Source organism: Methylobacterium sp. J-001, assembly GCF_022829565.1.
In the GTDB taxonomy this organism is placed as follows: Bacteria; Pseudomonadota; Alphaproteobacteria; order Rhizobiales; family Beijerinckiaceae; genus Methylobacterium.
This window is the reverse complement of sequence record NZ_JAKSYN010000200.1, coordinates 319,570-342,174: the sequence shown is the minus strand read 5'-3', so window position 1 is coordinate 342,174 and position 22,605 is coordinate 319,570. Positions and strand designations below refer to the sequence as shown.

Below are 22,605 nucleotides of genomic sequence, written 5' to 3'. Positions count from 1 at the left end.
CTCCCGAGGCGTCTACGCCGCCGCCAGCGGCTTCGACACGTCCTCCAGGGACTTGCCCTCCGCGGCCGTACCCCAGACCCCGCCGACCACCGCGGCGATCAGCATGAGCGCTGCGCCGATCCCGTAGCCGAACAGCACCCAGTCCCGGGAGCCAGTCTCGACCAGGCTGCCGAACAGGAGCGGCCCGGAGACGCCACCGATCCCGGTGCCGACCGCGTAGAAGGCCGCAATGGCGAGCGCGCGGATCTCCAGCGGGAAGGTCTCGGAGACGGTGAGGTAGGCCGAGCTCGCCGCGGCGGACGCGAAGAAGAACACGACCATCCACGCCGCGGTCTGCCCCACCGGCCCGACCACGTCGAGGCGGAACAGCAGGCCCACGGCGACCAGCAGCACCGCCGAGATGCCGTAGGTGAAGGCGATCATCTGGCGCCGGCCGATCGTGTCGAACAGTCGCCCGAGCAGCAGCGGTCCGAGGAACGAGCCGAGCGCGAAAGGCAGCAGGTACCAGCCGACGCTGTTGCCCGGCACGTCGTAGAACCTCTCCAGCACCAGCGCGTAGGTGAAGAACAGCGCGTTGTAGAAGAACGCTTGCGCGACCATCAGGGCGAGGCCAACCATCGTGGCCAGCCGGTTCGTGACGAACAGGGCGTGGAACACCTCCGATAATGGGGTGTGGCTGCGCGTGCGGACCTTCATGCGCTTGCTGTCGTCCACCGGCGGCAGGGTGACGCCCTCGTCGGTGAAGCGTTTCTCGATCCCGGTGACGACCCGGTCAGCCTCCGCGGCGTAGCCGTGGGTGGCGAGCCAGCGCGGGCTCTCAGGGATCCAGGTGCGCAGCAACAGGATCACCAGGCCGATGGCGCCGCCGGTGAAGAAGGCCACCCGCCAGCCCCAGGCCGGATCGATCACCTCGGGCCGCAGCAGCACGATCGACATGAACGAGCCCAGCGCGGCGCCGATCCAGAACGAGCCGTTGATAACGAGGTTGGTCCAGCCGCGCACCCGGGCCGGGACCAGCTCCTGGATGGTCGAGTTGATCGCCGTGTACTCGCCGCCGATGCCCGCGCCGGTGAAGAACCGGAAGACGCAGAAGCTCGCGACATTCCAGGACAGGCCCGTGGCCGCGGTCGCGATTAGGTAGAGGGCGAGCGTGATGAAGAACAGCTTCTTGCGGCCGATCCGGTCGGTCAGCCAGCCGAAGCCCAGCGCGCCGGTGACCGCGCCGACGAGGTAGCAGGAGGCGGCCAGCCCGACATCGAACTCCGAGAACGACATCGGCGGCTGGCGCAGGGCGCCCACCAGGGAGCCGGCCAGCGTCACTTCCAGCCCGTCGAGAACCCAGGTGATGCCGAGCGCCACGATGACGAGCACGTGGAAGCGGCCCCAGGGCAGCCGATCCAGGCGTGCGGAAATGTCGGTGTCGATGACGCGGCCGATCTCTGCGCGCTCGGGTGTCCCGGCGCTTCCCTCTACCTTGCTCGCCATGCCTGCGCGTCCTCCCGTCGTGTTCGTTTACCGTGCCTCAAGACCCGGTGTTTACCGCAACTCGACGCAGGTGTTGGGAACAGGTTGGGAATCGATTCGGTTCGATCCCGTCTTCATCCCCGACGAGCAGAACTAGCGTGTCCACGCGAGTTTCCTGCCATGTCCGCCTCATCGCCTCGATCCCGGCCCCTGCGCCGGTCCAGTCACGCCCTGCTTGCCGTCGTCACTCTGGCCGGGCTCGCCACCGTGCCGACCGAGGGCGCGGACCGGCATCTCGAGCGGCCGAAGCCGCCGGTTCCGATGGCGAGCGCCGAGCGCTGGCGCCTGCGGCCCACCGAGGTGGCGGTGCCAGTCACCACCGGCAGCCTGCGCAAGCGCATCACGACTGCGATCCCCGAAGAGCGGCGCCATGTCCGCATCGTCTACCCGGCGCTCGTCGAGGCGCGCTGACCGCGGAGGGTTGCCAGACTTGGCGAGCGCGCCCCGGGCAGGCACAGCGCCTGCATCGCTCTCGGATGGGCGTGGCCTGAGACGCGTGTGGAGTTCGAGCATGGCGGAGGTTGTCGCGCTGGTCGGTTGCAAGGGCCCGGCGCAGGAGGCGGAATATCTGCAGATCCTGTCGGCCGCGATGCCCGGAGAGCGGCTGGTCCCGTTCCGCCGGATGACGGATGCGGAGCGCGCGGGCGCACAGGTCGCCATCGTAGCGAATCCGGATCCCGCCGAGGTCGCCGCCCTGCCGGGCCTCGTCTGGGTGCAGAGCCTGTGGGCCGGCGTCGAGAAGCTCGTCGGCGTCTTCGACCGGCCGCTTCCGATCATCCGGCTGGTCGACCGGGAGATGGCTCGCACCATGGCCGAAGCGGTGCTGGCCTGGACCTACTATCTTCAGCGCGACATGCCGGCCTATGCGAGCCAGCAGCGCGAGCGGCTCTGGCAGCCACATCCGTACCGGAAGCCTACCGACACGACGGTCGGCCTGCTCGGCCTCGGCGCGCTCGGCAGCGCGGCGGCCGAACGGCTCACAGACGCCGGGTTCTGCGTCGAGGCTTGGAGCCGCACGCCCAAGACCGTGACGGGGATCGACACGGTCCATGGCGCCGATGGCCTCCTGGCGATGCTCGGGCACTGCGACATCCTCGTCTGCCTCGTGCCCCTCACGCCGGAGACACGCGGCCTCGTGAACGCCGCACGGCTCGCTGCACTCAAGCCCGGGGCGGCGCTGATCAACTTCGCCCGCGGCCCGATCGTGGTCACCGAGGACCTGATCGCGGCGCTGGATTCCGGCCACCTGTCGCATGCGGTGCTCGACGTGTTCGACGTCGAGCCGCTGCCGGCCCAGTCTCCGCTCTGGGCCCATCCGGCCGTGACCGTGCTGCCGCACATCTCCGGCCCCACCGACATGGATTCGGCCGCCGCTACCGTGGCGGCCAATTTGCGCGAATACCGCACCACCGGGCAGCCCCCGCAGGGCGTCGATGCCGGGCGGGGGTATTAGAGTCTAAGCCGCCGAGGCGACCGCTGGGGAGATCCGCTTGCGGGCCTTCTTGTCGGTGCTACCGAGGAAGGCCTGAGCCTCCTCCTTGCGCTCGAACACGTGGGGAGCGACGCCGCGCTTCGTCAGGGCTTCCTCCATCTTCAGACGCAGGAACGCGCTGGTGACGTAGCGGGTCGTGGTGGCGTAGTAGTTGGCCTGCAGATACTGGATCATCCCGGCATAATCGTCGATCAGGTTCTCGTTGAGCCGGAAGCCGTCGTGGTTGATCACGGCGTTGACCCGCTGGCCAGCCTTGCGGCAGGCGCCGACGATGGTCATGCGCAGCTCGTCCATGTCGCTTTTCACCCGGCAATACCAGCCTTCGAGGTTGATGAAGAGGATGTTGCGCTCGCCGTCGTAGCTGATGCGCGAGGCCAGATCGAGATTGAGCAGGTCCGAGAGAAGCTCCATCGGCTCGTCGCGGAAGATGCGCGGATCCATTGGCACCGGATTGCGCACCACCGGCTTGAAATCCATGTGGGCGAGGATGTCGCGGTCGATGTCGATACCGGGCGCCACCTCGATCAGTTCTAGGCCGTCGGCGGTGAGCTGGAAGACGCAGCGCTCGGTCACGTAGAGGACCGGCTGCGCCCGTTCGACCGCATAGGGCCCCGAGAAGGTGTTCTGCTGGACCTGGGTCACGAACTTGCGGGACCGGCCCTCGCTGACGATCCGGACCACGCCGTCGTCCACGGCAATCTCCAGCCCGCCCGCCGTGAAGGTCCCGGCGAACACCACCGTGCGGGCGTTCTGCGAGATGTTGATGAAGCCGCCGCAGCCGTTGAGCTTGCCGCCGAACTTCGAGGTGTTGACGTTGCCGGCCACGTCGCACTCGGCCATGCCGAGGCAGGTCATGTCGAGGCCGCCGCCGTCGTAGAAGTCGAACATCTGGTTCTGGTCGATGATGCAGTCGGCGTTCGTAGCCGCGCCGAAGCTGGACCCGGAGGCCAGCACCCCGCCGACCGCCCCGGCCTCGGTGGTGAGCGTGATGTAGGGGGTGATCTTCTCCTCGTTGGCCACCGACGAGATGCCCTCCGGCGCACCGACACCGAGATTGACGACGCCGTTCGGCGGCAGCTCGAAGGCGGCCCGGCGGGCGATGATCTTGCGCTCGTTGAGCGGCATCCGCTTGATGCCGGTGACCGGGACGCGGATCTCGCCGGCCAAAGCGGCGTCGTGCATGACGCCGTAATTCATCCGGTGCATCTCGGGCTCGGCGACCACGACGCAATCGACCAGGATGCCGGGGACGCGCACGTCCTTGGGCAGCAGATAGCCGTCTTCGACGATGCGCTCGACCTGAGCGATGACGATGCCACCGTTGTTCCGGGCTGCCATGGCCTGGGCCAGGCAATCGAGGGTCAGCGCTTCCTTCTCGTAAGAGAGGTTGCCCGACGGGTCGGCCGAGGTGGCGCGGATGAAGGCCACGTCGATTTTGGTGGCGGTGTAGAACAGCCACTCCTCGCCATCGACCTCCACCAGCTTGACGATGTCCTCGGTGGTCAGGCTGTTGACCTTGGCGCCCCCATGGCGCGGATCGACATAAGTCTGCAGCCCGACCTTCGAAAACAGGCCGGGCTGGCCCGCCGCGCAGGCCCGGTAGAGCTGCGAGATTACCCCTTGGGGCAGATTGTAGCCGCGGATCAGGTTGTTCTGCGCGGCCTGCGCGACCTTGGGCATCCGGCCGAAATTGGCGGCGATGACCCGCGAGAGCAGACCGTCGTGATGCAGGCGGCCGGTGCCAAGGCCTTTGCTGTCACCCGCACCCGCGGTCATGATCAGGGTCAGACCCCGGGGCGAGCCGGTCTCGACGAAGCGCTTCTCCAGGGCGGCGTGCAGCGCCTCCGGGATACAGCTCTGGACGAAGCCCGTGGTGGTCACGACGTCGTTCACGCGGATCAGCGCGATCGCTTCGTCCGCCGTAATGACCTTGTTCTTCCTCATGAAGCCCACGATCCTCCCTCCGGCCCGGATGTCCGGCCGGCTTCGGTGCCGACCGTCCCCGAGTCTGTTACGGGCCGGCGTGCGGAGCCCGCAGGGTTCCGGCGCACGGTCGACCAAATTTCTGACCGTCCGTTCTGTTGCGCCGCATCAAAGATTTGCGGCATTGCAGTACAAACAAGTCCGTTACATCATGCTAACCCATAATGAGCCGGAGGTGCTGCTGAAAAAGTCTTCGGCGTAAGATCAGAAAAATTGTGCAGCTCCATCGCATGCGAGGGCCGGCCGCACGAGATCTTCCCCGCGTCCCGGCGGTCCAGGACCAGAGACGGGAACGGGGTGATCGACACCCTCGGCCTTTGCTGCGCGGGCAGCCCGGATTTATCGGCAGAGCGATGCGGCGCTGCTCGCAGCGCTCAACACGGCCTTCACGGTTGCGGTCGCCACGTCGTCGTCGATCCCGACGCCGAAGACCCGGCTGCCGTCGACGAGGGTGCATTCGAGATAGGCGGCCGCCTGGGCATCCGAACCGCGCCGGAGCGCGTGTTCCGAATAATCCACGACCGAGAGGGCGATCGCGAACGCGTCGTTCAGCGCCGCGAGCAAGGCCGAGATCAAGCCGTTGCCCCGTCCGGACACCGAGACGTCCTGACCGCGATGGCAAATCCGGCCGGTGAAGATCCGTTCCGAGCCCGCATGGCGGCGCAGGCCGCCCCCGTCATCGAGCAGCTCGAAAATGGTGGTGTCATCGACATGATAGGCCTCCCTGAAGGCGGCCGTGATGTCGGCGGCCGACATTTCCCGGCTCGTCCGGTCTGCCAGGATCTGCACACGTCGGCTCAGGTCGACCTGTAAGGCCCGGGGCAACTTGAGGCCCAGGTCCTGCTCGATCACCCAGGCGACGCCACCCTTGCCGGACTGGCTGTTGACCCGAATGACGGCCTCGTAGCTCTCGCCGAGATCGGCGGGGTCGATCGGCAGATAGGGCATCTCCCAAACGCTATCGTTGCGGCGCGTATGGGCGGCAAAACCCTTCCGGATCGCATCCTGGTGCGAGCCTGAGAAGGCGGTATGGACCAACGCGCCCGCATAGGGTTGACGCGGATGCACCGGCAGGCCGTTGCAATGTTCGACGGTCTTCACGACCTCGCGGATCGCCGGGAAGGAAAGCTTCGGGTCGATCCCCTGTGTGTACAGGTTCAACGCCAGCGTCACGAGGTCGACATTGCCGGTGCGCTCGCCGTTACCGAACAGGCAGCCCTCGACCCGGTCGGCGCCGGCCAGCAGCGCCTGCTCGGCCGAGGCCACGGCGGTACCGCGGTCGTTGTGTGGGTGGACGCTGATGATCACGGCATCCCGCCGGGAGATGCGGCGGCAGAACCACTCGATCTGGTCGGCATAGACGTTCGGCATCGCTACCTCGACCGTGGTCGGCAGGTTGAGGATCGCCGGGCGCTCCGGCGTCGGCTGCCAGACGTCGAGCACGCGCTCGCAGATCTCGAGGGCGAAATCCGGCTCGGTGAAGCAGAAGGTTTCCGGCGAGTACTCGAAGGTCCAGCGCGTGCCGGGCCGCTTCAGGCTCTCCCCCAGCATCGCGGTCGCGCCGGATACGGCGAGGGCCACGATCTCGTGCCGCTCCATCCCGAACACGACCCGCCGGAACAGCGGTGCCGTGGCGTTGTAGAGATGCACGATCGCTTGAGGGGCTCCGTCCAACGACGCGAAGGTGCGGTTGATCAGGTCGGCCCTGGCCTGGGTCAGCACTTGGATCGTCACGTCCTCGGGAACGCGATCGCCCTCGATCAGCATCCGGACGAAATCGAAGTCGGTCTGTGACGCCGACGGAAAGGCGACCTCGATTTCCTTGAAGCCGATGCCGAGCAGCATGTCGTAGAAGCGCAGCTTGCGGGCGACATCCATCGGGTCGGCCAGCGCCTGGTTGCCGTCGCGCAGATCCGTGGACAGCCAGCGCGGTGCGGTGGCGAGGCGCTTCGACGGCCAGGTGCGATCCGACAGGTCGATTGGGGAGACGAACGGGCGGTATTTGGTGGCGGGGTTGGTCAGCATAATGGGATCGGCCGTGGGATCGATGCTTCGGTGCGGCGGCGCGCAGAAGCCGGCCGATGGTCGGCCGGGATCGGCGGCGACGGTTCCGATGCGGAACATCAGCCTTAGGGAAGCCGGCGGTGATATGCGCGCGCGCAGGCATCGAGGTTCGTCGCGAAAGGATCGGCGGTGAAAGACGGTATCCGCATCACGGACGAAATTGCGGTCATCCGCCACGACAGCGATCGATACATGAGCCAGCTCCATCGCCACGCGCAGGCTCAACTCCTTTATGCAATAGAAGGCGTTGTCGCTGTGACGACCGAGAGTGGAACCTGGGTCGTGCCGCCGAACCGAGCGGTCTGGCTCCCGGCGGGCTTGGCCCATGTCACCGCCAGCCATGCCGGGATCCGGTTCCGCTCGCTGCTGATTGACAGCGCCGGGCTCGGCCGGTTCCTGGATCGCTGCCGGGTTGTCGAGGTGACCCCGCTCTTGCGCGAGCTGATCCTCAAGCTCGTGGCCCTGACGGAGACGCCCGGGAACCGGGAGGTCGCGGAGGCGGTGATCCGCCTGCTCATGCTGGAAATGGCGTTCCTGCCTGTACAGCCGCTCGACCTTCCGACGCCGAAACACCCCGGCCTGGCGGCGCTGTGCGCGCGGATCCGCTGCGATCCCGCCCGCCCGCATGCCATCGCAGTGGCCGCCGCCGAGCTCGCCATGAGCCGGGCGACGTTCATGCGGCTGTTCCAGCGCGAGACCGGCCTTAGCTTCGGCCGGTGGTGCCAGCAGGCCCGGATGCTCCACGCCCTGCCGCTATTGGCGGAGGGCCGGGCCATCCTGAATGTCGCGCTGGATTGCGGCTACGACAGTCCGAGCGCCTTCGCGGCTGTGTTTCGCCGCTCCCTTGGGCGCCCGCCGAGCGTGTATTTCCGCACTCCGCAGTCAGAAAACGACGCTGCGACCCGCGATATGTCGCCTGTGCTGGCGAGAACGTGACACCCGGTCCCGCCTGACGGCGTGAACCTCGGCGGTGGATCGCCGTTGATCGCCGGTTGCCGATCCCCGCATGTCTGCCGGGTGGCGAACCGAGAATATCAAAGATTGTCCATGGGCTGGCCCCGCCGCATCCTCCTTACCGCCGGCCTCGCGACCGTGGCGGCCGGAATAACGCTCGGCCTCGGCCGGTTCAGCTACGCGCCGATGCCGGACCGTGCGGACTTGCTCAATCCGGACCGCTACCCGATCCAGACCGCGTTCGATGTCCTCGGGCGCCGGGTCTCCCGTGCGGAGGCGGAGCACCTCAATGGCACCGAGGCGGGCCGCAGGGAGCTTTCAGCGGCCAGCGGCGCCGTGGCGATCGATCCCGCCATGGTCGAGCGTGGGCGGCAGGCTTTCTATCAGGAGACCTTCGGGAACGAGGTCTTCCTCACCGACGTGATGGGCATGCTCGATGGCGGCCTGACACCGACCGAAGTCGCCCTCGCGGTGGCTCGGCTGGGCGGGCAGGGTACCACCAATCTTCAGGTCGCCATGGCCCGGGACATGCGCATCGGCGCCCGGTCCTATCGCAAGGGTGAATTGGTGCCGACCGGGCTCGACGTGCCGAAGGGCGGTGCTTTCATCATCGGCATCAAGACCTTCTCGGACCGGGGGCACCTGCGCATGGGTATCACCTGCGCCCTGTGTCATGCCGCGGTCGACCCGAGCACCGGCAAGGTCGTGGAGGGAGCGCCCAACACCGACCTCAATGCCGGGCTGCTGATGGCGCTCGCCAGGAATTCCTCCGCCTATTTCATGCATGCCAGCGTGCCGGAGGCCGATGCCAAGCCCGCGGCCGAGCCCGAGCATGCCGTCTCCACCGGGACCGGTCTGGCCCTGCCGGATGCCGAGGCGGTGGAGGCGGCCACCAAGGTCCAAGTCGCGAGCTGGCCGCCGGGCAGCTTCGACTCCTCGGCCGACCGGGTGACCAACCCGACCTCGATCCCGTCGAGCTTCTCCGCCCACGGCGAGCCCTACAGCTGGAGCGGGCGTGAAGCGGTCGGACCGTTTGCGGGCCTGTCTTCCCTCAACAACAACGTCCACGCCGCCAATTCCGATACGACGCAACTCGCCGCCGCAGCGCCGTGGCTGTTCGGCATTGATGCGGAGACCTATCTCGGCATCGTCCTGCGGGGCGCTGCCACCGAGTCCTTTCGGTACAACCCCGGCGCGTCCCTCAAGCCCTCGGAGGTGCTGCGCAGCGTCGACCCGACGCCGGCCTCTCCGGGGCTCAACAGCTATGCGGTGCTGCCGACCTATCCGGCGACCAACTACGTCACCGACAACGGCCTGTTCACCTCCGTCCCCGGGGAGTCGGTCAACCACGCCAACAACGCCATGTCGGCGTTCCAGAACCTTCTGCACCCGCCGCCGACTCGGCAGGATGCCGCCGCCGTGCAGGCCGGGCGTGCGGTGTTCGAGAAGGCCGGTTGCGGCGCCTGCCATGCCGGGCCGGCGCTCACCAACCATCGGATCATCCCGGAGGCCGAGATCGGGACCGAGCCGACCCGGGCCAGGGCCGGCGCCAAGATGGAGGCGCGGCTTTCGCCCCCCAGCCTGTTCGCAACCGATACGCCATTCCCGCTGCCGGCCGATCCTGTGATCGTTCCGGTGCCGCTGTCGGGTGAGCGGTTCGCCCAGGTCCAGCTGGCCTGGGGGCAGGGGGGCACCGCGGGTGGCTACAAGGTGCCGAACCTCGTCGGGCTGGCCTGGACGGCGCCCTACCTGCACGATTCGGGCATCGCGGTCGGCTCCGATCCGGCGACGCAGCTCGGCGTTCCGGGCACGCTCTATCGCGGCATCGCCCCCGATCCGTCGAATAGCCTTCGCAGCCTGATCGACCGGGATCTGCGGACACGCGTGATCGCTGCGAATAAATCCTCGGATACGGCGCGGATCGCGCGCGTTACCGGCGAAGGGCACGCCTACTGGGCGGACGCCGGCGCTGGCGTCTCGCGCCCGGAGCAGGATGCGCTGATTGCCTACCTGCTGTCGATCGATACGTTGACCGAGCCGGCGGCGACGCCCTGATCATGACGGAACGGATCCCCATGGCAAACACCCAACCGGTCTGGCTCATCACCGGCTGCTCCACCGGTTTCGGCCGGGAACTCGCCAAGCTCGTCATCGCCCGGGGCTGGCGGGCGGTGGTGACGGCCCGCGACCGGGCCACGGTCGCCGACCTGGTGGAGGGCGCCGCCGACCGGGTCTTGGCCCTTTCGCTCGACGTTACCGACTCCAGCCAGATCGCCCAGGCGGTCAGCGAGACGACGCAAAAGTTCGGGCGTGTCGACGTGCTGGTGAACAATGCCGGCTACGGCTACCAATCCTCGATTGAAGAGGGCGAGGAAGACAAGATCCGCGCCCAGTTCGACGCCAACGTGTTCGGGCTGTTCGCCCTGACCCGGGCGGTGCTGCCGGCGATGCGGGCGCAGCGCGCGGGCCATATCCTCAACGTGACCTCGGTGGCCGGCTTCGTCGGCTTCCCGGGATCCGGCTACTATGCGGCGACCAAGCACGCCGTCGAGGGCTTCTCCGACGCGTTGGCGGCTGAGGCCGGCCCGCTCGGCATCAAGGTCATCTGCATCGAGCCGGGCCCGTTCCGTACCGACTGGGCCGGCCGCTCGCTGATCCAGACCCCGAACACGATGGCCGACTACGCCGAGACTGCCGGCGCCCGCCTCAAGGCGACGTCGGAGAAGAGCGGGACGCAGGCCGGCGACCCGGTCCGCGCCGGCGAGGCGATGATCCAGATGACGGAGATCGACAACCCGCCCCGCCACCTCGTTCTCGGCGCCTGGGGGTACGATGCGGTCACCACCCGGCTGAAGCAGACCCTCGCCGAGATCGAGGCGTGGCGCGCGACGAGCCTGGGGGCGGACTACCCGGAGGGGTGAGCGTCGAGGCGCTCTCATCATCGCCCTTGCACGCGGTTCGATCCGTTTCGGGGCGGATCGCTCCGTTCACGCCGTGCTCGCCAGTGCAGCGATGGACCTCGAGCACTGTGCGATCGCCGCAGGCCGCGTGCCCCTCGGTTGCTTCGCTGCGCTGGGACGAACGGGAAGGGCTGTCGCCACGACCCACGGACCTTCGCGCCGCCGACCGCTATCAGGTCGCGTGACGCGACCGAGGCCAGGCCACCTCAAATCACCGCCTCGATCAGACCCCGGCGCTTGGCTTCTTCCGCCTCGAGATACCAATTGGCCGGCGCCTTCTCCAAGACCTCGTTCAGCGTCACGTCCGAGCCCTGGATCAGGTTGGAAAAGCCCTCGTTCTGGATCACGATCGAGCATTCGATCTCGTGCAGGGTCGCCTTCACGGCGGCGATGCAGGTGGTGAGCGGACCCTGAACGTGGAGCTGCTTGTTCATCTTGCGCTCGTGAATCATCAGCCGGGTGCCCCGGGTGAGATAGCGGTTCGGCCTGGCGAAGAAGCTCATGAACGTGGTGCCCGCCGAGTAGATCGCGGCCTTGCCGAGGAAGACGAAGCGGCGCTCCGGGTTCATCTCGGTGTGGTAGCGGATGTCCTCGCCCATCATCCGGGCGACCTCCGGGTCGCCGCCGAGCGTCGAGAGCTCGATCACGACGATGTCGCGCTCGGCGGCCTCGGCGAACTGGCGGCGGAACTCCTTGTACATGTCGTAATCGACAGGGCCCGACAGCAGCACGGCGGGGCTGCGGAAGGCAGTGGGGTCGAGGGGCGTCGTGTCCATGGGAGTCCTGGGCGTTGCGCCGGCCCGGCCGCGGGAACGGAACCAGGCCGGGTGAAATCAGCGGACGGGGTCGGGCGCACCGTGACCCTTGCCGACGAACGGGATGCCCTCGATCGGGCATTCCTCGGTGCCGACGCTCTGGCGGGTAATGGCGCGAACGGCGTCGCGGGTTCCGTCGGGATCCTCGATCCAGCGGCGGTAGAACTCGTAGGGGCATTCCGATAGCCCGTGCCGGTTCTCCTTCGAGTTGATCATGCCGGTATAGCCCCGGTGCAGCAGCTTGAAGAGGTGGTTCTCGGACTGGCCGTGGGCGCGCGAGTCCCGGATCAGGAACTTCGACAGGGCGGCGTACTGGATGCCCATCTCCTCCTCGCCGCACTCGCCGAGCGTCCGGCCGTCGAAGCCGATGATCGCCGAGTGGCCGAAATAGCTGTAGACGCCGTCGAAACCGGCGGCATTGGCCACCGCCACGTAGGTGTTGTTGGCGAACGCCATCGCCTTCGACATCAGGATCTGCTGCTCTTTCGCCGGGTACATGTAGCCCTGGCAGCGGATGATCAGCTCGGCGCCCCGCATGGCGCAGTCGCGCCAGATCTCCGGGTAATTGCCGTCGTCGCAGATGATCAGGCTGATCTTGAGCCCCTTCGGCCCGTCCGAGACGTAGGTGCGGTCGCCCGGATACCAGCCCTCGATCGGCGTCCAGGGCATGATCTTGCGGTACTTCTGCACGATCTCGCCCTGGTCATTCATCAGGATCAGGGTGTTGTAGGGGGCCTTGTTCGGATGCTCCTCGTGGCGCTCGCCGGTGAGCGAGAACACGCCCCAGACCTTGGCCTCCCGGCAGGCGGCGGCGAACACCTCGGTCTCCGCGCCCGGCACCGAGGAGGCCGTCTCGTACATCTCGGCGGCGTCGTACATGATGCCGTGGGTCGAGTATTCGGGGAAGATCACCAGGTCGAGGCCGGGCAGGCCGGTCTTCATGCCGATGATCATCTTGCCGATCGCCTTGGCATTCTCCAGCACCTCGGCGCGGCTGTGGAGGCGCGGCATCTTGTAGTTCACGACGGCGACGCCGACGCTGTCCTGGCTGGACGAGATGTCTCCGTGCATCATGGCGTGGATTCCTCCTGTTTCGAGGGCGCACGAGGCGCCGTTTCCCTCCCCCCTCTGCGGGGAAGGGTGGCCCCCGAAGGGGGTCGGGATAGGGGAGCGCCGCGTCCGGAAAGGGCGTACCGGGCGTGACATCCTGAATCGTCGCGCTGCCCCTCTCCCGCCCCGCATGCGCGGGGCACCCTTCCCCGCAGAGGGGGGAGGGTGGTTGGCGGTTCAGTGGCTGATCATCCAGGGCCGCGCGCTCGGAAAACTCTTGGCCGCAGCGGGGGCCGGGGTCGTCTTCTTCGGCGCGCAGCAGCCGCAGCCGGCGCCGTGACCCGAGGCACGCCGCGGCGCGTGGCGGCTGCGCTCGTTGGTGGCGTGAGCCGCCTTGAGCCCCGCATCCATGCCCGAGATCCGCGGCGCGGTGAGGAAGGCCCGGTCGCACGCCGACCCGCAATCCGGGCAGGCGTGCGGATCCTTGAACTCCGCCATCGGCCGCATGGCGGTGAACGGACCGCAGGCCGTGCAGGCATACTCGTAGACGGGCATGATCAAAGATCCGGCGAGAGCGGCATCTGGATCGAGCCGTCGAGGAACTTGGTCGGTCCGTCGGCGCCGGGGTTGATGTCGAATTCGAAGATCTTGGTGGGAATCCACAGAGTTGCGCAGGCGTTCGGGATGTCGACCACCCCCGAGATGTGTCCCTGGACCGGCGCCGTGCCGAGGATCGAGTAGGCCTGGGCGCCCGAATAGCCGAACTTCTTCAGATATTCGATCGCGTTGAGGCAGGCCTGCCGGTAGGCGATGTGCACGTCGAGGTAGTGCTGGCCGCCGTGCTCATCGACCGAGATGCCCTCGAAGATCAGGTGATCGTCGAATTTCGGTGTGATCGGCGACGGCTTGAAGATCGGGTTCTTAATCCCGTACTTGGCCATGCCGTCCTTGATCAGCTCGACCTTGAGATGGACCCAGCCGGCCATCTCAATGGCGCCGCAGAAGGTGATCTCGCCGTCGCCCTGGCTGAAATGCAGGTCGCCCATCGAGAGCCCGGCGCCGGGGACGTAGACCGGGAAGTAGATTTTTGACCCGCGCGACAGGTCCTTGATGTCGCAATTGCCGCCGTGCTCCCGGGGCGGGACCGTGCGGGCGCCGGTGGCGGCGGCCGCGTCCTTCGCGTCACCTTTCAGCCGGCCCATATGGGCGGTCGGTCCGAAGGGCAGGGTGGCGAGCGCGGGCACACGCTCCGGGTTGGTGTCGTAGAGCGCCTTCTCGCGGGTGTTCCAGGTCTCCAGCATCTTCGGATCGGGCAGGCAGCCGATCAGGCCGGGATGGATCAGGCCGGGAAAGCGCACGCCCGGTATGTGGCGGGACTTGGTGAACATCCCCTCGAAATCCCAGATCGACTTCTGGGCCTGGGGAAAGTGCTCGTCGAGGAAGCCGCCGCCGTTCTTCTTGGAGAAGAAGCCGTTGAAGCCCCACTGGCTCTCGGGCTTGGCGCCGATATCGAGGAGGTCGACCACCAGCAAATCGCCGGGCTCGGCGCCCTCGACCCCGATCGGACCGGACAGGAAGTGGACGATCGACAGGTCGATGTCGCGCACGTCGTCGGCGGAATCGTTGTTCTTGATGAAGCCGCCGGTCCAGTCGTAGGTCTCGACGATGAAGTCGTCGCCCGGCTTCACGGTGGCGACCATGGGGATGTCCGGGTGCCAGCGGTTGTGCACGCTATCGTTGTCGTAGGCCGATTGCGTCAGATCGACCTTGATCAGCGTCTCGGGCATGTTCTGTCTCCAGCTCCCTAGAACCTTGGGGCGGACCCCATCCGCGCGCCGTTGCGCGAAACTCACCCGCTCGCGAGCAGCTCTTTCAGCGCGTCGTCGAGGATCTTGATGTCGCCCGGGCTGGTGCCGGGGCCGCCGGCGAAATGGCCCCACCACGTGTCGATCACGCGCAGCTCCGCATCCGGCATGGCGGCCGCCTCGATGGCGTTGTCCTCGGGCGGGAAATACAGGTCGGTGGAGGCGGGCATCAGGATCGCCTTCGCGCGGATCGCGCCCAGCGCGGCCTTGAAGTCGCCCTTGAAGGTGTCGTTGGCGCTGATGTCGCCGTGCTGCCAAGTCCACAGCATGGCAAGGAGGTTGTTGGCGTCCCGCGCGTAGAACAGCCCCTCCCAGAACCCGATAAGGAAGTCCTCCAGGGACGCGTAGCCCATGTGGGTGATGTCGGCCTCGAGCCGGTAGAAGGTCTGCGACAGGCCCCAGCCGGCATAGACCCGGCCGAAGGCGCGCAGGCCCCGGGTCGGCGGCTGCGCGTACCAGCCCTCTTCCCAGGCGGCGTCGGCCTGGAGCGCCGCCTTGGCGCCTTCCAGGAAGACGTAATTGTGCCGCGAGCACTTGGCCGAGCCCTGAAACGGCAGGATCCGCGGCACCATGTCGGGATATAGCGCCGCCCAGTGGTAGGTCTGGAGCGCGCCCATCGACCAGCCGGTGACTAGAACCAACTTCTCGATGCCGAAATGCTCGGTGACGAGGCGGTGCTGGGCGCGAACGTTGTCGTAGGCGGTGACGTTGGGGAAGCGCGGCCCGTTCCAGGGCGCCGGCGTGTTGCTCGGCGAGGACGAGAGCCCGTTGCCGAACATGTTCGGGATGATGATGAAGTACTTGTCCGGATCGAGCGCCCTGCCGGGGCCGATCAGCCATTCGTTCTCGGTGTGCTGGCCCGAATACCAGGTCGGGTAGACGATGGCGTTGTCCTTAGCGGGGCTCAGGGTCCCGAAGGTCTTGTAGGCGAGCTTGGCCGCACGCAGCGTCTTGCCGCATTGGAGCACGAAGTCGCCGAGTTCGAAGATCTCGTGATCGGCCATGTGGGCGCCCCTAGACCGACAGGAACCGGGCGACGGCCGCCTCGTCGATGCCGTCCCGCGGCCCCTCGTGGACGATGGCGCCGTTCTCCATCACGATCACCCGGTCGGCGACGTCGAGGGCGAAGCTCAGGACCTGCTCGGACACCACGATCGACAGGCCGCGGTCGTCGCGGATCTTCTTCAGGGTCCGGCCCATCTCGCGGATGATCGAGGGTTGGATGCCCTCCGTGGGCTCGTCCAGCAGCAGCACCTTCGGGCGGCTGGCGAGCGCCCGGGCGATGGCGAGCTGTTGCTGCTGGCCGCCGGACAGGTTGCCGCCGCGCCGTCCCTTCATCTCCAGCAGGACCGGGAACATGTCGTAGAGGTCCTGCGGCACCTTGCGGGCGCCGGTGACCGTCAGGCCGGTCTCGATGTTCTCCTGCACCGTCATGGTGGAGAAGATCATCCGGCCTTGCGGCACGTAGGCGAGGCCCTTGGCGACCCGGGCGTGGCTCTTGAGCCCCGCGACCTCCTCGCCCTCGACCCGGATCGTCCCGGATTTGACCGGCACGAGACCCATCAGGGTCTTCATCAGGGTGGTCTTGCCCATGCCGTTGCGGCCCATCACGGCGACGATCTCGCCGGGTGCCACCGAGAAGCTCAGCCCGTGCAGAACCTCGCTCTGGCCGTAGGCGGCGTGGAGGTCGTGGATGTCGAGGGCCGGGGCCACGTCCGGGATCACGACGCGCGGGGGAGCCTGGGCGAGCGGCGGGTGTGCGGTCTGGAGCGAGCCCATCGTCAATGTCCCAGATACACTTCGATGACCTTCGGGTCGTTCTTGACCCGCTCCATCGACCCCTCGGAGAGGACCTTGCCCTGGTGGAGCACGGTGACCCGGTGGGCGATGTCCTCGACGAACTTCATGTCGTGCTCGATCACCAGCACCGAGCGGCCCTTGATAATCTGGTTGAGGAGTTCCGCGGTCTTGATCCGCTCGCCGACGCTCATCCCGGCCACCGGCTCGTCGAGCATCAGCAGCTCCGGGTCCTGGATCAGCAGCATGCCGATTTCGAGCCACTGCTTCTGGCCGTGGCTCAGGAACTCGGCACGCTCCTTGAGCTGATCCTTCAGGAAGATCGTCTGGGCGATCTCGTGGATCCGGTCGCGGACTTCCGCATCCCGCTTGAACGTCAGGGCGCCGAACACCGAGCGCCCGCGGGGGAACGAGATCTCCAGATTCTCGAACACCGTGAGGTCGTCGTAGATCGACGGCGTCTGGAACTTGCGGCCGACGCCGGCCTGCACGATCGCGCTCTCGGAGAGCTTGGTCAGCTCCTGACCCTTGTACTTGATCGAGCCGGTGCTGGCCTTGGTGCGCCCGCAGATCAGGTCGAGCACCGTGGTCTTGCCGGCGCCGTTCGGGCCGATGATCACCCGGATCTCGTCCGGGTCGACGTAGAACGACACGTCGTTGACCGCCTTGAAGCCGTCGAACGAGACCGTCAGCGCCTCGACGGCGAGGAGGTAATCCGCCGGGGCAGCTTCGGCGCCGACCACGGGGGAGGAGAGGAGCGCGGCGTTCATGGGTTCCTCACTCGGCCGGAGCGCCAACGGGCGCCTTTTGGGACGGGGCGATGGCGGGCGGGGGCGCGCGCAAACCCTTCACCCGGCGGGTCAGGCGGGGCTCGATCTGCTCGCGCCAGATGCCGGCCAGACCGTTCGGGAAGGCGAGCACCACGGCGATGAACAGGGCGCCGAGGCCGAACAGCCAGAGATCCGGAAAGCTCTCGGAAAAGCTGGTCTTGGCCCAGTTCACCAGCAGCGTGCCCCAGACCGCGCCGAACAGGGACAGGCGCCCGCCGACCGCGGCGTAGATCACCATCTCGATCGAGGGCACGATGCCGACGAAGGAGGGCGACATGAACCCGACCTGGAGGGTGAACATCGCCCCGCCGATCGCCGCGAAGCCGGCCGCCAGGCAGAAGGCGAAGACCTTGAAGCCGGCGACCGAATAGCCCGAGAACCGGACCCGGTCCTCCTTGTCGCGCATGGCGACCAGGATGCGCCCGAGCTTCGACTTCTTCACGTACTGCGCCGCCAGGATGCAGGCGATGAGCAGGCCGCCGTTCACGAAGTACAGGATCACCTTGGCGTGGTCGGTGCGGATGTCCCAGCCGTGGAGGGTGCGCAGGTCCGTAATGCCGTTGATGCCGCCGGTATAGCCCTGCTGGCCGACGATCAGGATCGTCAGGATCGCGGCGATGGCCTGGGTGATGATCGCGAAATAGGTGCCGCCGACCCGGCGCTTGAACATCGCGTAGGAGATGATCAGCGCGAACAGCACCGGGACCGCCACCACCAGGATCAGGGTCAGCGGCAGGCTCCTGAACGGTAGCCAGAACCACGGGATCTCGGTGATCTGGTTCCAGTCCATGAAGTCCGGGATGCCCGGGGTCGATTGGATCTTGGTGTTGGCGACGCTTGAAGCCTCAAGCTTCAGGTACATCGCCATGCAGTACCCACCGAGCCCGAAAAAGACGCCCTGGCCCAAGGACAAAATACCGGCATAGCCCCAGCAGATCACCAGCCCGAGCGCCACGAAGGCGTAGGTGAGGTACTTGCCGACAAGATTGAGGCGGAACCCGTCGAGGGCCAGCGGCAGGACCACCAGGATTACCCCGGCGAGCAGAGCCAAGCTCAGCCACTCCACCGGCTTCATGAACGGGTTGTCGTTGACGGTGACCGACTTGGTCAGGGTCTGGACCGGAATCGTCATCGTGGACATCCTCAGCGCCGGACCTTGAGGGTGAAGAGGCCCTGCGGCCGCAACATCAGGATGCCGACCACCGCGAGCAGGGTGATCACCTTGGCCATCGAGCCGGAGAGGAAGAATTCCAGGGTCGATTGCGTCTGGGAGATCGAGAAGGCCGACGCGATGGTGCCGAGCAGGCTCGCGGCGCCGCCGAAGACGACGATCAGGAACGTGTCGACGATGTAGAGCTGGCCGGAGGTCGGCCCGGTCGAGCCGATCATCGTGAAGGCCGAGCCGGCGACCCCTGCGATGCCGCAGCCCAGCCCGAACGTGTAGCGGTCGACCTTCTCGGTATCGATGCCCACGGCGCCTGCCATGGCGCGGTTGGCCATCACGGCCCGGACCTGCTGTCCGAAGCGCGAGCGGTAGATCAGCATCGCCACGCTCACGGTGATCAGGATGGTGATGGCCATCACGAACAGGCCGTTGACCGGGATCTCGATCGTGTCGGTGACCTGCACCGAGCCGATCAGCCAGGACGGCAGCTCGACGCCGACCTCGCGGGCGCCGAAGATCGACCGGTAGGCCTGCTGCAGGATCAGCGACAGGCCCCAGGTGGCGAGCAGGGTGTCGAGCGGGCGCTTGTAGAGGAACCGGATCAGGCTCCACTCCACCAGCATGCCGAGCGCTCCGGAGGCCAGGAACGCCAGCCCCATCGCGACGAAGAAGTAGACCGGGAACAAAGCCGGCAGGTAGCTCTGGCAGAAGGCCGAGCAGAGATAGGTGACGTAGGCCCCGAGGATCATGAATTCCCCGTGGGCCATATTGATCACGCCCATCTGCCCGAAGATGATCGCCAGCCCCAGCGCCATCAGCAGGTAGACCGAGAACAGGATCAGGCCGGCAAAACCCTGCATGGCGAAGATCGCGCCGAGGTCGCCGAGGGAATACTCGCCCAACATTGTTTCGTGTCTCCCGCGATCTTGCTGGTGTGTCGGCGTCCGCGACGCTCTCCCTCCCCCCCCCCCTGCGGGGGAGGGTGGCCCGCGAAGCGGGTCGGGAGAGGGGAGCGCCGTATCCGGAGAGGGCGCGGCGGAGATGAAATCCTGCTCCGTCGCGCTGCCCCTCTCCCGACCCCGGCTGACGCAGGGGCCACCCTCCCCCGCAGAGGGGGGAGGGGGATTCTTTAGGCCACGGCAAGGCACCCGATGCTGATCTACATCCTCAAACGCCTGGTCTACGTGACGCCCGTGGCGTTCGGCGTCAGCCTGGTCTGCTTCCTGCTGGTTCATCTCGCGCCGGGTGATGCCCTGAGCGCGGTGCTGCCGGCGGACGCGACGCAGGAGACCATCAACGAGATGAAGGCCGCCTACGGCTTCGATAAGCCGTTGCCGGTCCAGTACCTGATCTGGCTGTGGCACGTGCTGCACGGCGATCTCGGCACCTCCATCGCCACCGGCCGGCCGGTGCTGGGCGAGGTCACCCGCGCCGTCATCAACTCGCTGATCCTGGCCTCGGTGGCGACCGTGATCGGCTTCACCTTCGGGACGCTGTTCGGCTTCGTCGCCGGCTACCACCGCAACTCGGTGGCCGACCGGGCTGCGTCCGCGCTCTCGGTCTTCGGCGTGAGCGTGCCGCATTACTGGCTCGGCATGGTGCTGGTGATCGTGTTCTCGGCGACGCTGGGCTGGCTGCCGCCCACCGGCGCCGGGCCCGACGGCTCGGGCAACTGGCGGCCCGATTTCGAGCATCTGCGCTACCTGATCCTGCCGGCGGTGACGATGTCGGTGATCCCCACCGGCATCATCGCCCGCACGGTGCGCGCCCTGGTGGCCGACATCCTGGCCCAGGACTTCGTCGAGGCCCTGCGCGCCAAGGGCATGGACGAGTTCGGGGTGTTCAAGCACGTCGTGCGCAACGCCGCCCCGACCGCGCTCGCGATCATGGGTCTGCAGCTCGGCTATCTGCTCGGCGGCTCGATCCTGGTCGAGACCGTGTTCGCCTGGCCCGGCACAGGCTTCCTCCTCAACGCCGCGATCTTCCAGCGCGACCTGCCCCTGCTCCAGGGCTCGATTCTGGTCCTGGCGATGTTCTTCGTCGTCCTGAACCTGCTGGTGGACGTGATGCAGACCGCCCTCGACCCGCGCATCGAACGCGCCTGACCCGGAGGCCGATGATGACCGCACCGATCACCGCAGCCTCGATGGCCCTCGACGGCGGCGTGCTCTCCGCCGGAGACGCCGCCCCGGAGGCCGCCTTCGTCCCGTCCCGTGGCTTTTGGGGGCATGTCGGCCACCGCTTGGTGCGCGATCCCGTCGCCATGGGCGCCGGGGCCCTGATCCTTCTCGTCGTCCTGGTCGCGATCCTGGCGCCCTGGATCACCCCGATGGACCCGTACAAGGGGTCGATGCTGCGCCGCCTCAGGCATGTCGGCGACGCCACCTACTGGCTCGGCTCGGACGAACTCGGGCGCGACATGATCAGCCGGCTGATGCTGGGGGCACGGCTGTCGCTGTTCATCGGGGTCACCCCGGTTCTGATCGCCTTCGTGATCGGCTCCGCCATCGGCATCCTCGCCGGCTATGTCGGCGGCTGGCTCAACACGATCCTGATGCGCACCATCGACGTGTTCTTCGCGTTCCCGTCGGTGCTGCTGGCGATCGCCCTGTCGGGCGCGCTCGGCGCCGGCATCTTCAACTCGATCGTGTCGCTGACCTGCGTGTTCGTGCCCCAGATCGCCCGGGTCGCCGAGAGCGTCACGACCGGCATCCGCAAGCGCGACTACATCGACGCCGCCAAGCTGTCCGGCGCCTCGCCGCTGACGATCATGCGGGTGCAGGTGCTGGGCAACGTCGTCGGGCCGATCTTCGTCTACGCCACCAGCCTGATCTCGGTCTCGATGATCCTCGCTTCGGGCCTGTCCTTCCTGGGTCTGGGCGTGCGCCCGCCGGAGCCGGAATGGGGCCTGATGCTCAACACCCTGCGCACCGCGATCTACGCCAACCCGGTGGTCGCGGCCTTGCCGGGCGTGTGCATCTTCGTCGTCTCGATCGCCTTCAACCTGTTCTCGGACGGCCTGCGCGCCGCGATGGAGATTCGCCAGTGAGCGTCATCCCGAGCGCCCCGGATCCGTTCGCCCGCGACCGCGGCGGACCGGCCCAGCCGCTCCTGTCGGTGTCAGGGCTCTACAAGCATTTCCCGGTCCGCAAGGCCGGGGGCAAGAAGCAGGTGGTGCGCGCGGTCGACGGCGTCGATTTCGACGTGCTGAAGGGCGAGACCCTGGGCATCGTCGGCGAATCCGGCTGCGGCAAGTCCACCACCGCAAAGCTGCTCATGGGCCTGATCGAGCGCGATTCCGGCTCCCTGCTGTACGACGGGCAAGCCGTGGGCGAGCGGGTGATGCCGTGGCGGTCCTACCGCCGACAGGTCCAGATGGTCTTCCAGGACAGCTACGCGTCCCTCAACCCGCGCATGACGGTCGAGCAGTCGATCGCCTTCGGCCCTAAGGTCAACGGCGTGCCCGGCCGGGAGGCGGTGGAGCGCGCCCGCGCCCTGCTCGCCCGGGTCGGACTGGAGCCCAAGCGCTTCGCCGGCCGGTATCCGCACGAGATCTCCGGCGGCCAGCGCCAGCGGGTCAACATCGCCCGCTCGCTCGCCCTGGAGCCGCGGCTGGTGCTGCTCGACGAGGCGGTCTCGGCGCTGGACAAATCGGTGGAGGCGCAGGTGCTGAACCTGCTCCTCGACCTCAAGGCCGAGTTCGGCCTGACCTACATCTTCATCAGCCACGACCTGAACGTCGTCCGGTTCATCTCCGACCGGGTGATGGTGATGTATCTCGGCCGGGTCTCCGAGATCGGCCCGTCCGACACGGTGCTCGACGCGCCGGCCCATCCCTATACCGAGGCGTTGCTGGCCTCGATGCCATCCCTCGATCCCGACAATCGCACCCAGGCCGCGTTGCTGCAGGGCGACCCGCCGAACCCGATCGACCCGCCCTCCGGCTGCCGGTTCCATCCCCGCTGCACCCTCGCCGAACCGATCTGCAGCGAGAAGGAGCCGCCCCTCGACACGGTCGGGCCGCTGCACCGGGTCTCATGCCTCGCTCGTCAGCCGGGCTCCGGCCATTCCGCCGCCCCGGCCCGGGCGCTCGCAGCATGAGCGCC

General features: G+C 67.4%; 20 protein-coding genes. 8 read left to right on the top strand and 12 right to left on the bottom strand.

Annotated elements, in window-relative coordinates; all coding sequences use genetic code 11:
- Nucleotides 1-12: 12 nt before the first annotated feature.
- Nucleotides 13-1,485, bottom strand: coding sequence for an MFS transporter (locus tag MKK65_RS25975; protein WP_243960907.1), 1,473 nt, complete (start codon nt 1,483-1,485; stop codon nt 13-15).
- Between the two features lie 159 nt (nt 1,486-1,644).
- Here MKK65_RS25975 and MKK65_RS25970 point away from each other — a divergent pair, with 159 nt between their 5' ends.
- Both MKK65_RS25970 and MKK65_RS25965 read left to right on the top strand, forming a co-directional pair.
- Nucleotides 1,645-1,935 carry a hypothetical protein gene (locus MKK65_RS25970; protein WP_243960905.1) on the top strand — a complete coding sequence of 97 codons (291 nt, stop codon included), beginning with the start codon at nt 1,645-1,647 and terminating at the stop codon, nt 1,933-1,935.
- Nucleotides 1,936-2,035: 100 nt separating this feature from the next.
- On the top strand, nt 2,036-2,977 hold the full coding sequence (locus MKK65_RS25965; RefSeq protein ID WP_243960903.1) for a 2-hydroxyacid dehydrogenase: 942 nt from the start codon (nt 2,036-2,038) through the stop codon (nt 2,975-2,977).
- Nucleotides 2,978-2,980: 3 nt separating this feature from the next.
- Here MKK65_RS25965 and MKK65_RS25960 read toward each other — a convergent pair whose 3' ends face one another.
- Both MKK65_RS25960 and leuA read right to left on the bottom strand, forming a co-directional pair.
- On the bottom strand, nt 2,981-4,960 hold the full coding sequence (locus MKK65_RS25960; protein WP_243960901.1) for an acyl CoA:acetate/3-ketoacid CoA transferase: 1,980 nt from the start codon (nt 4,958-4,960) through the stop codon (nt 2,981-2,983).
- A gap of 378 nt (nt 4,961-5,338) precedes the next feature.
- Nucleotides 5,339-7,024 (bottom strand): 2-isopropylmalate synthase, encoded by a 1,686-nt coding sequence (gene leuA, locus MKK65_RS25955; protein ID WP_243960899.1) that lies wholly within the window; start codon nt 7,022-7,024, stop codon nt 5,339-5,341.
- A gap of 168 nt (nt 7,025-7,192) precedes the next feature.
- Between leuA and MKK65_RS31435 the strand changes: the two genes are divergently transcribed.
- From MKK65_RS31435 to MKK65_RS25940, 3 genes are all read left to right on the top strand, one after another.
- Nucleotides 7,193-7,999: an AraC family transcriptional regulator gene (locus MKK65_RS31435; protein WP_243960897.1), complete on the top strand. Its 807-nt coding sequence runs from the start codon at nt 7,193-7,195 to the stop codon at nt 7,997-7,999.
- A gap of 111 nt (nt 8,000-8,110) precedes the next feature.
- On the top strand, nt 8,111-10,072 hold the full coding sequence (locus MKK65_RS25945; RefSeq protein WP_243960895.1) for a cytochrome C oxidase Cbb3: 1,962 nt from the start codon (nt 8,111-8,113) through the stop codon (nt 10,070-10,072).
- A gap of 20 nt (nt 10,073-10,092) precedes the next feature.
- Nucleotides 10,093-10,938 carry an oxidoreductase gene (locus MKK65_RS25940; protein ID WP_243960893.1) on the top strand — a complete coding sequence of 282 codons (846 nt, stop codon included), beginning with the start codon at nt 10,093-10,095 and terminating at the stop codon, nt 10,936-10,938.
- Between the two features lie 245 nt (nt 10,939-11,183).
- On the opposite strand, the gene MKK65_RS25935 is transcribed toward MKK65_RS25940, so the two are convergent.
- From MKK65_RS25935 to urtB, 9 genes are all read right to left on the bottom strand, one after another.
- Nucleotides 11,184-11,753, bottom strand: coding sequence for a ClpP family protease (locus tag MKK65_RS25935; RefSeq protein WP_243960891.1), 570 nt, complete (start codon nt 11,751-11,753; stop codon nt 11,184-11,186).
- 57 nt (nt 11,754-11,810) lie between these two features.
- On the bottom strand, nt 11,811-12,866 hold the full coding sequence (locus MKK65_RS25930; RefSeq protein ID WP_243960890.1) for an aliphatic amidase: 1,056 nt from the start codon (nt 12,864-12,866) through the stop codon (nt 11,811-11,813).
- A 213-nt stretch (nt 12,867-13,079) separates the two neighbouring features.
- Nucleotides 13,080-13,397 carry an FmdB family zinc ribbon protein gene (locus MKK65_RS25925; protein WP_243960889.1) on the bottom strand — a complete coding sequence of 106 codons (318 nt, stop codon included), beginning with the start codon at nt 13,395-13,397 and terminating at the stop codon, nt 13,080-13,082.
- Nucleotides 13,398-13,399: 2 nt separating this feature from the next.
- Nucleotides 13,400-14,629 (bottom strand): formamidase, encoded by a 1,230-nt coding sequence (gene fmdA, locus MKK65_RS25920; RefSeq protein WP_243960888.1) that lies wholly within the window; start codon nt 14,627-14,629, stop codon nt 13,400-13,402.
- A gap of 62 nt (nt 14,630-14,691) precedes the next feature.
- On the bottom strand, nt 14,692-15,711 hold the full coding sequence (locus MKK65_RS25915) for an alpha/beta fold hydrolase (RefSeq protein ID WP_243960887.1): 1,020 nt from the start codon (nt 15,709-15,711) through the stop codon (nt 14,692-14,694).
- Nucleotides 15,712-15,721: 10 nt separating this feature from the next.
- The gene (urtE, locus tag MKK65_RS25910) at nt 15,722-16,486 is read right to left on the bottom strand and encodes an urea ABC transporter ATP-binding subunit UrtE (RefSeq protein ID WP_243960886.1); all 765 of its coding nucleotides are present in this window, start codon (nt 16,484-16,486) and stop codon (nt 15,722-15,724) included.
- 2 nt (nt 16,487-16,488) lie between these two features.
- Complete coding sequence (gene urtD / locus MKK65_RS25905) at nt 16,489-17,274, bottom strand: urea ABC transporter ATP-binding protein UrtD (protein WP_058191210.1); 786 nt, start codon at nt 17,272-17,274, stop codon at nt 16,489-16,491.
- Nucleotides 17,275-17,281: 7 nt separating this feature from the next.
- The gene (gene urtC, locus MKK65_RS25900; RefSeq protein ID WP_243960885.1) at nt 17,282-18,466 is read right to left on the bottom strand and encodes an urea ABC transporter permease subunit UrtC; all 1,185 of its coding nucleotides are present in this window, start codon (nt 18,464-18,466) and stop codon (nt 17,282-17,284) included.
- Between the two features lie 11 nt (nt 18,467-18,477).
- On the bottom strand, nt 18,478-19,404 hold the full coding sequence (gene urtB, locus MKK65_RS25895; protein ID WP_243960884.1) for an urea ABC transporter permease subunit UrtB: 927 nt from the start codon (nt 19,402-19,404) through the stop codon (nt 18,478-18,480).
- A 246-nt stretch (nt 19,405-19,650) separates the two neighbouring features.
- Between urtB and MKK65_RS25890 the strand changes: the two genes are divergently transcribed.
- From MKK65_RS25890 to MKK65_RS25880, 3 genes are read left to right on the top strand one after another with little or no spacing between them, the layout of a single operon-like run.
- The gene (locus tag MKK65_RS25890; RefSeq protein ID WP_243960883.1) at nt 19,651-20,604 is read left to right on the top strand and encodes an ABC transporter permease; all 954 of its coding nucleotides are present in this window, start codon (nt 19,651-19,653) and stop codon (nt 20,602-20,604) included.
- Nucleotides 20,605-20,618: 14 nt separating this feature from the next.
- A complete protein-coding gene (locus tag MKK65_RS25885) occupies nt 20,619-21,548 on the top strand; it encodes an ABC transporter permease (RefSeq protein ID WP_243961017.1) in 930 nt (309 codons plus the stop codon).
- The gene (locus tag MKK65_RS25880) at nt 21,545-22,600 is read left to right on the top strand and encodes an ABC transporter ATP-binding protein (protein ID WP_243960881.1); all 1,056 of its coding nucleotides are present in this window, start codon (nt 21,545-21,547) and stop codon (nt 22,598-22,600) included. The genes MKK65_RS25885 and MKK65_RS25880 overlap by 4 nt, the downstream gene beginning before the upstream one ends.
- Nucleotides 22,601-22,605: the final 5 nt, after the last annotated feature.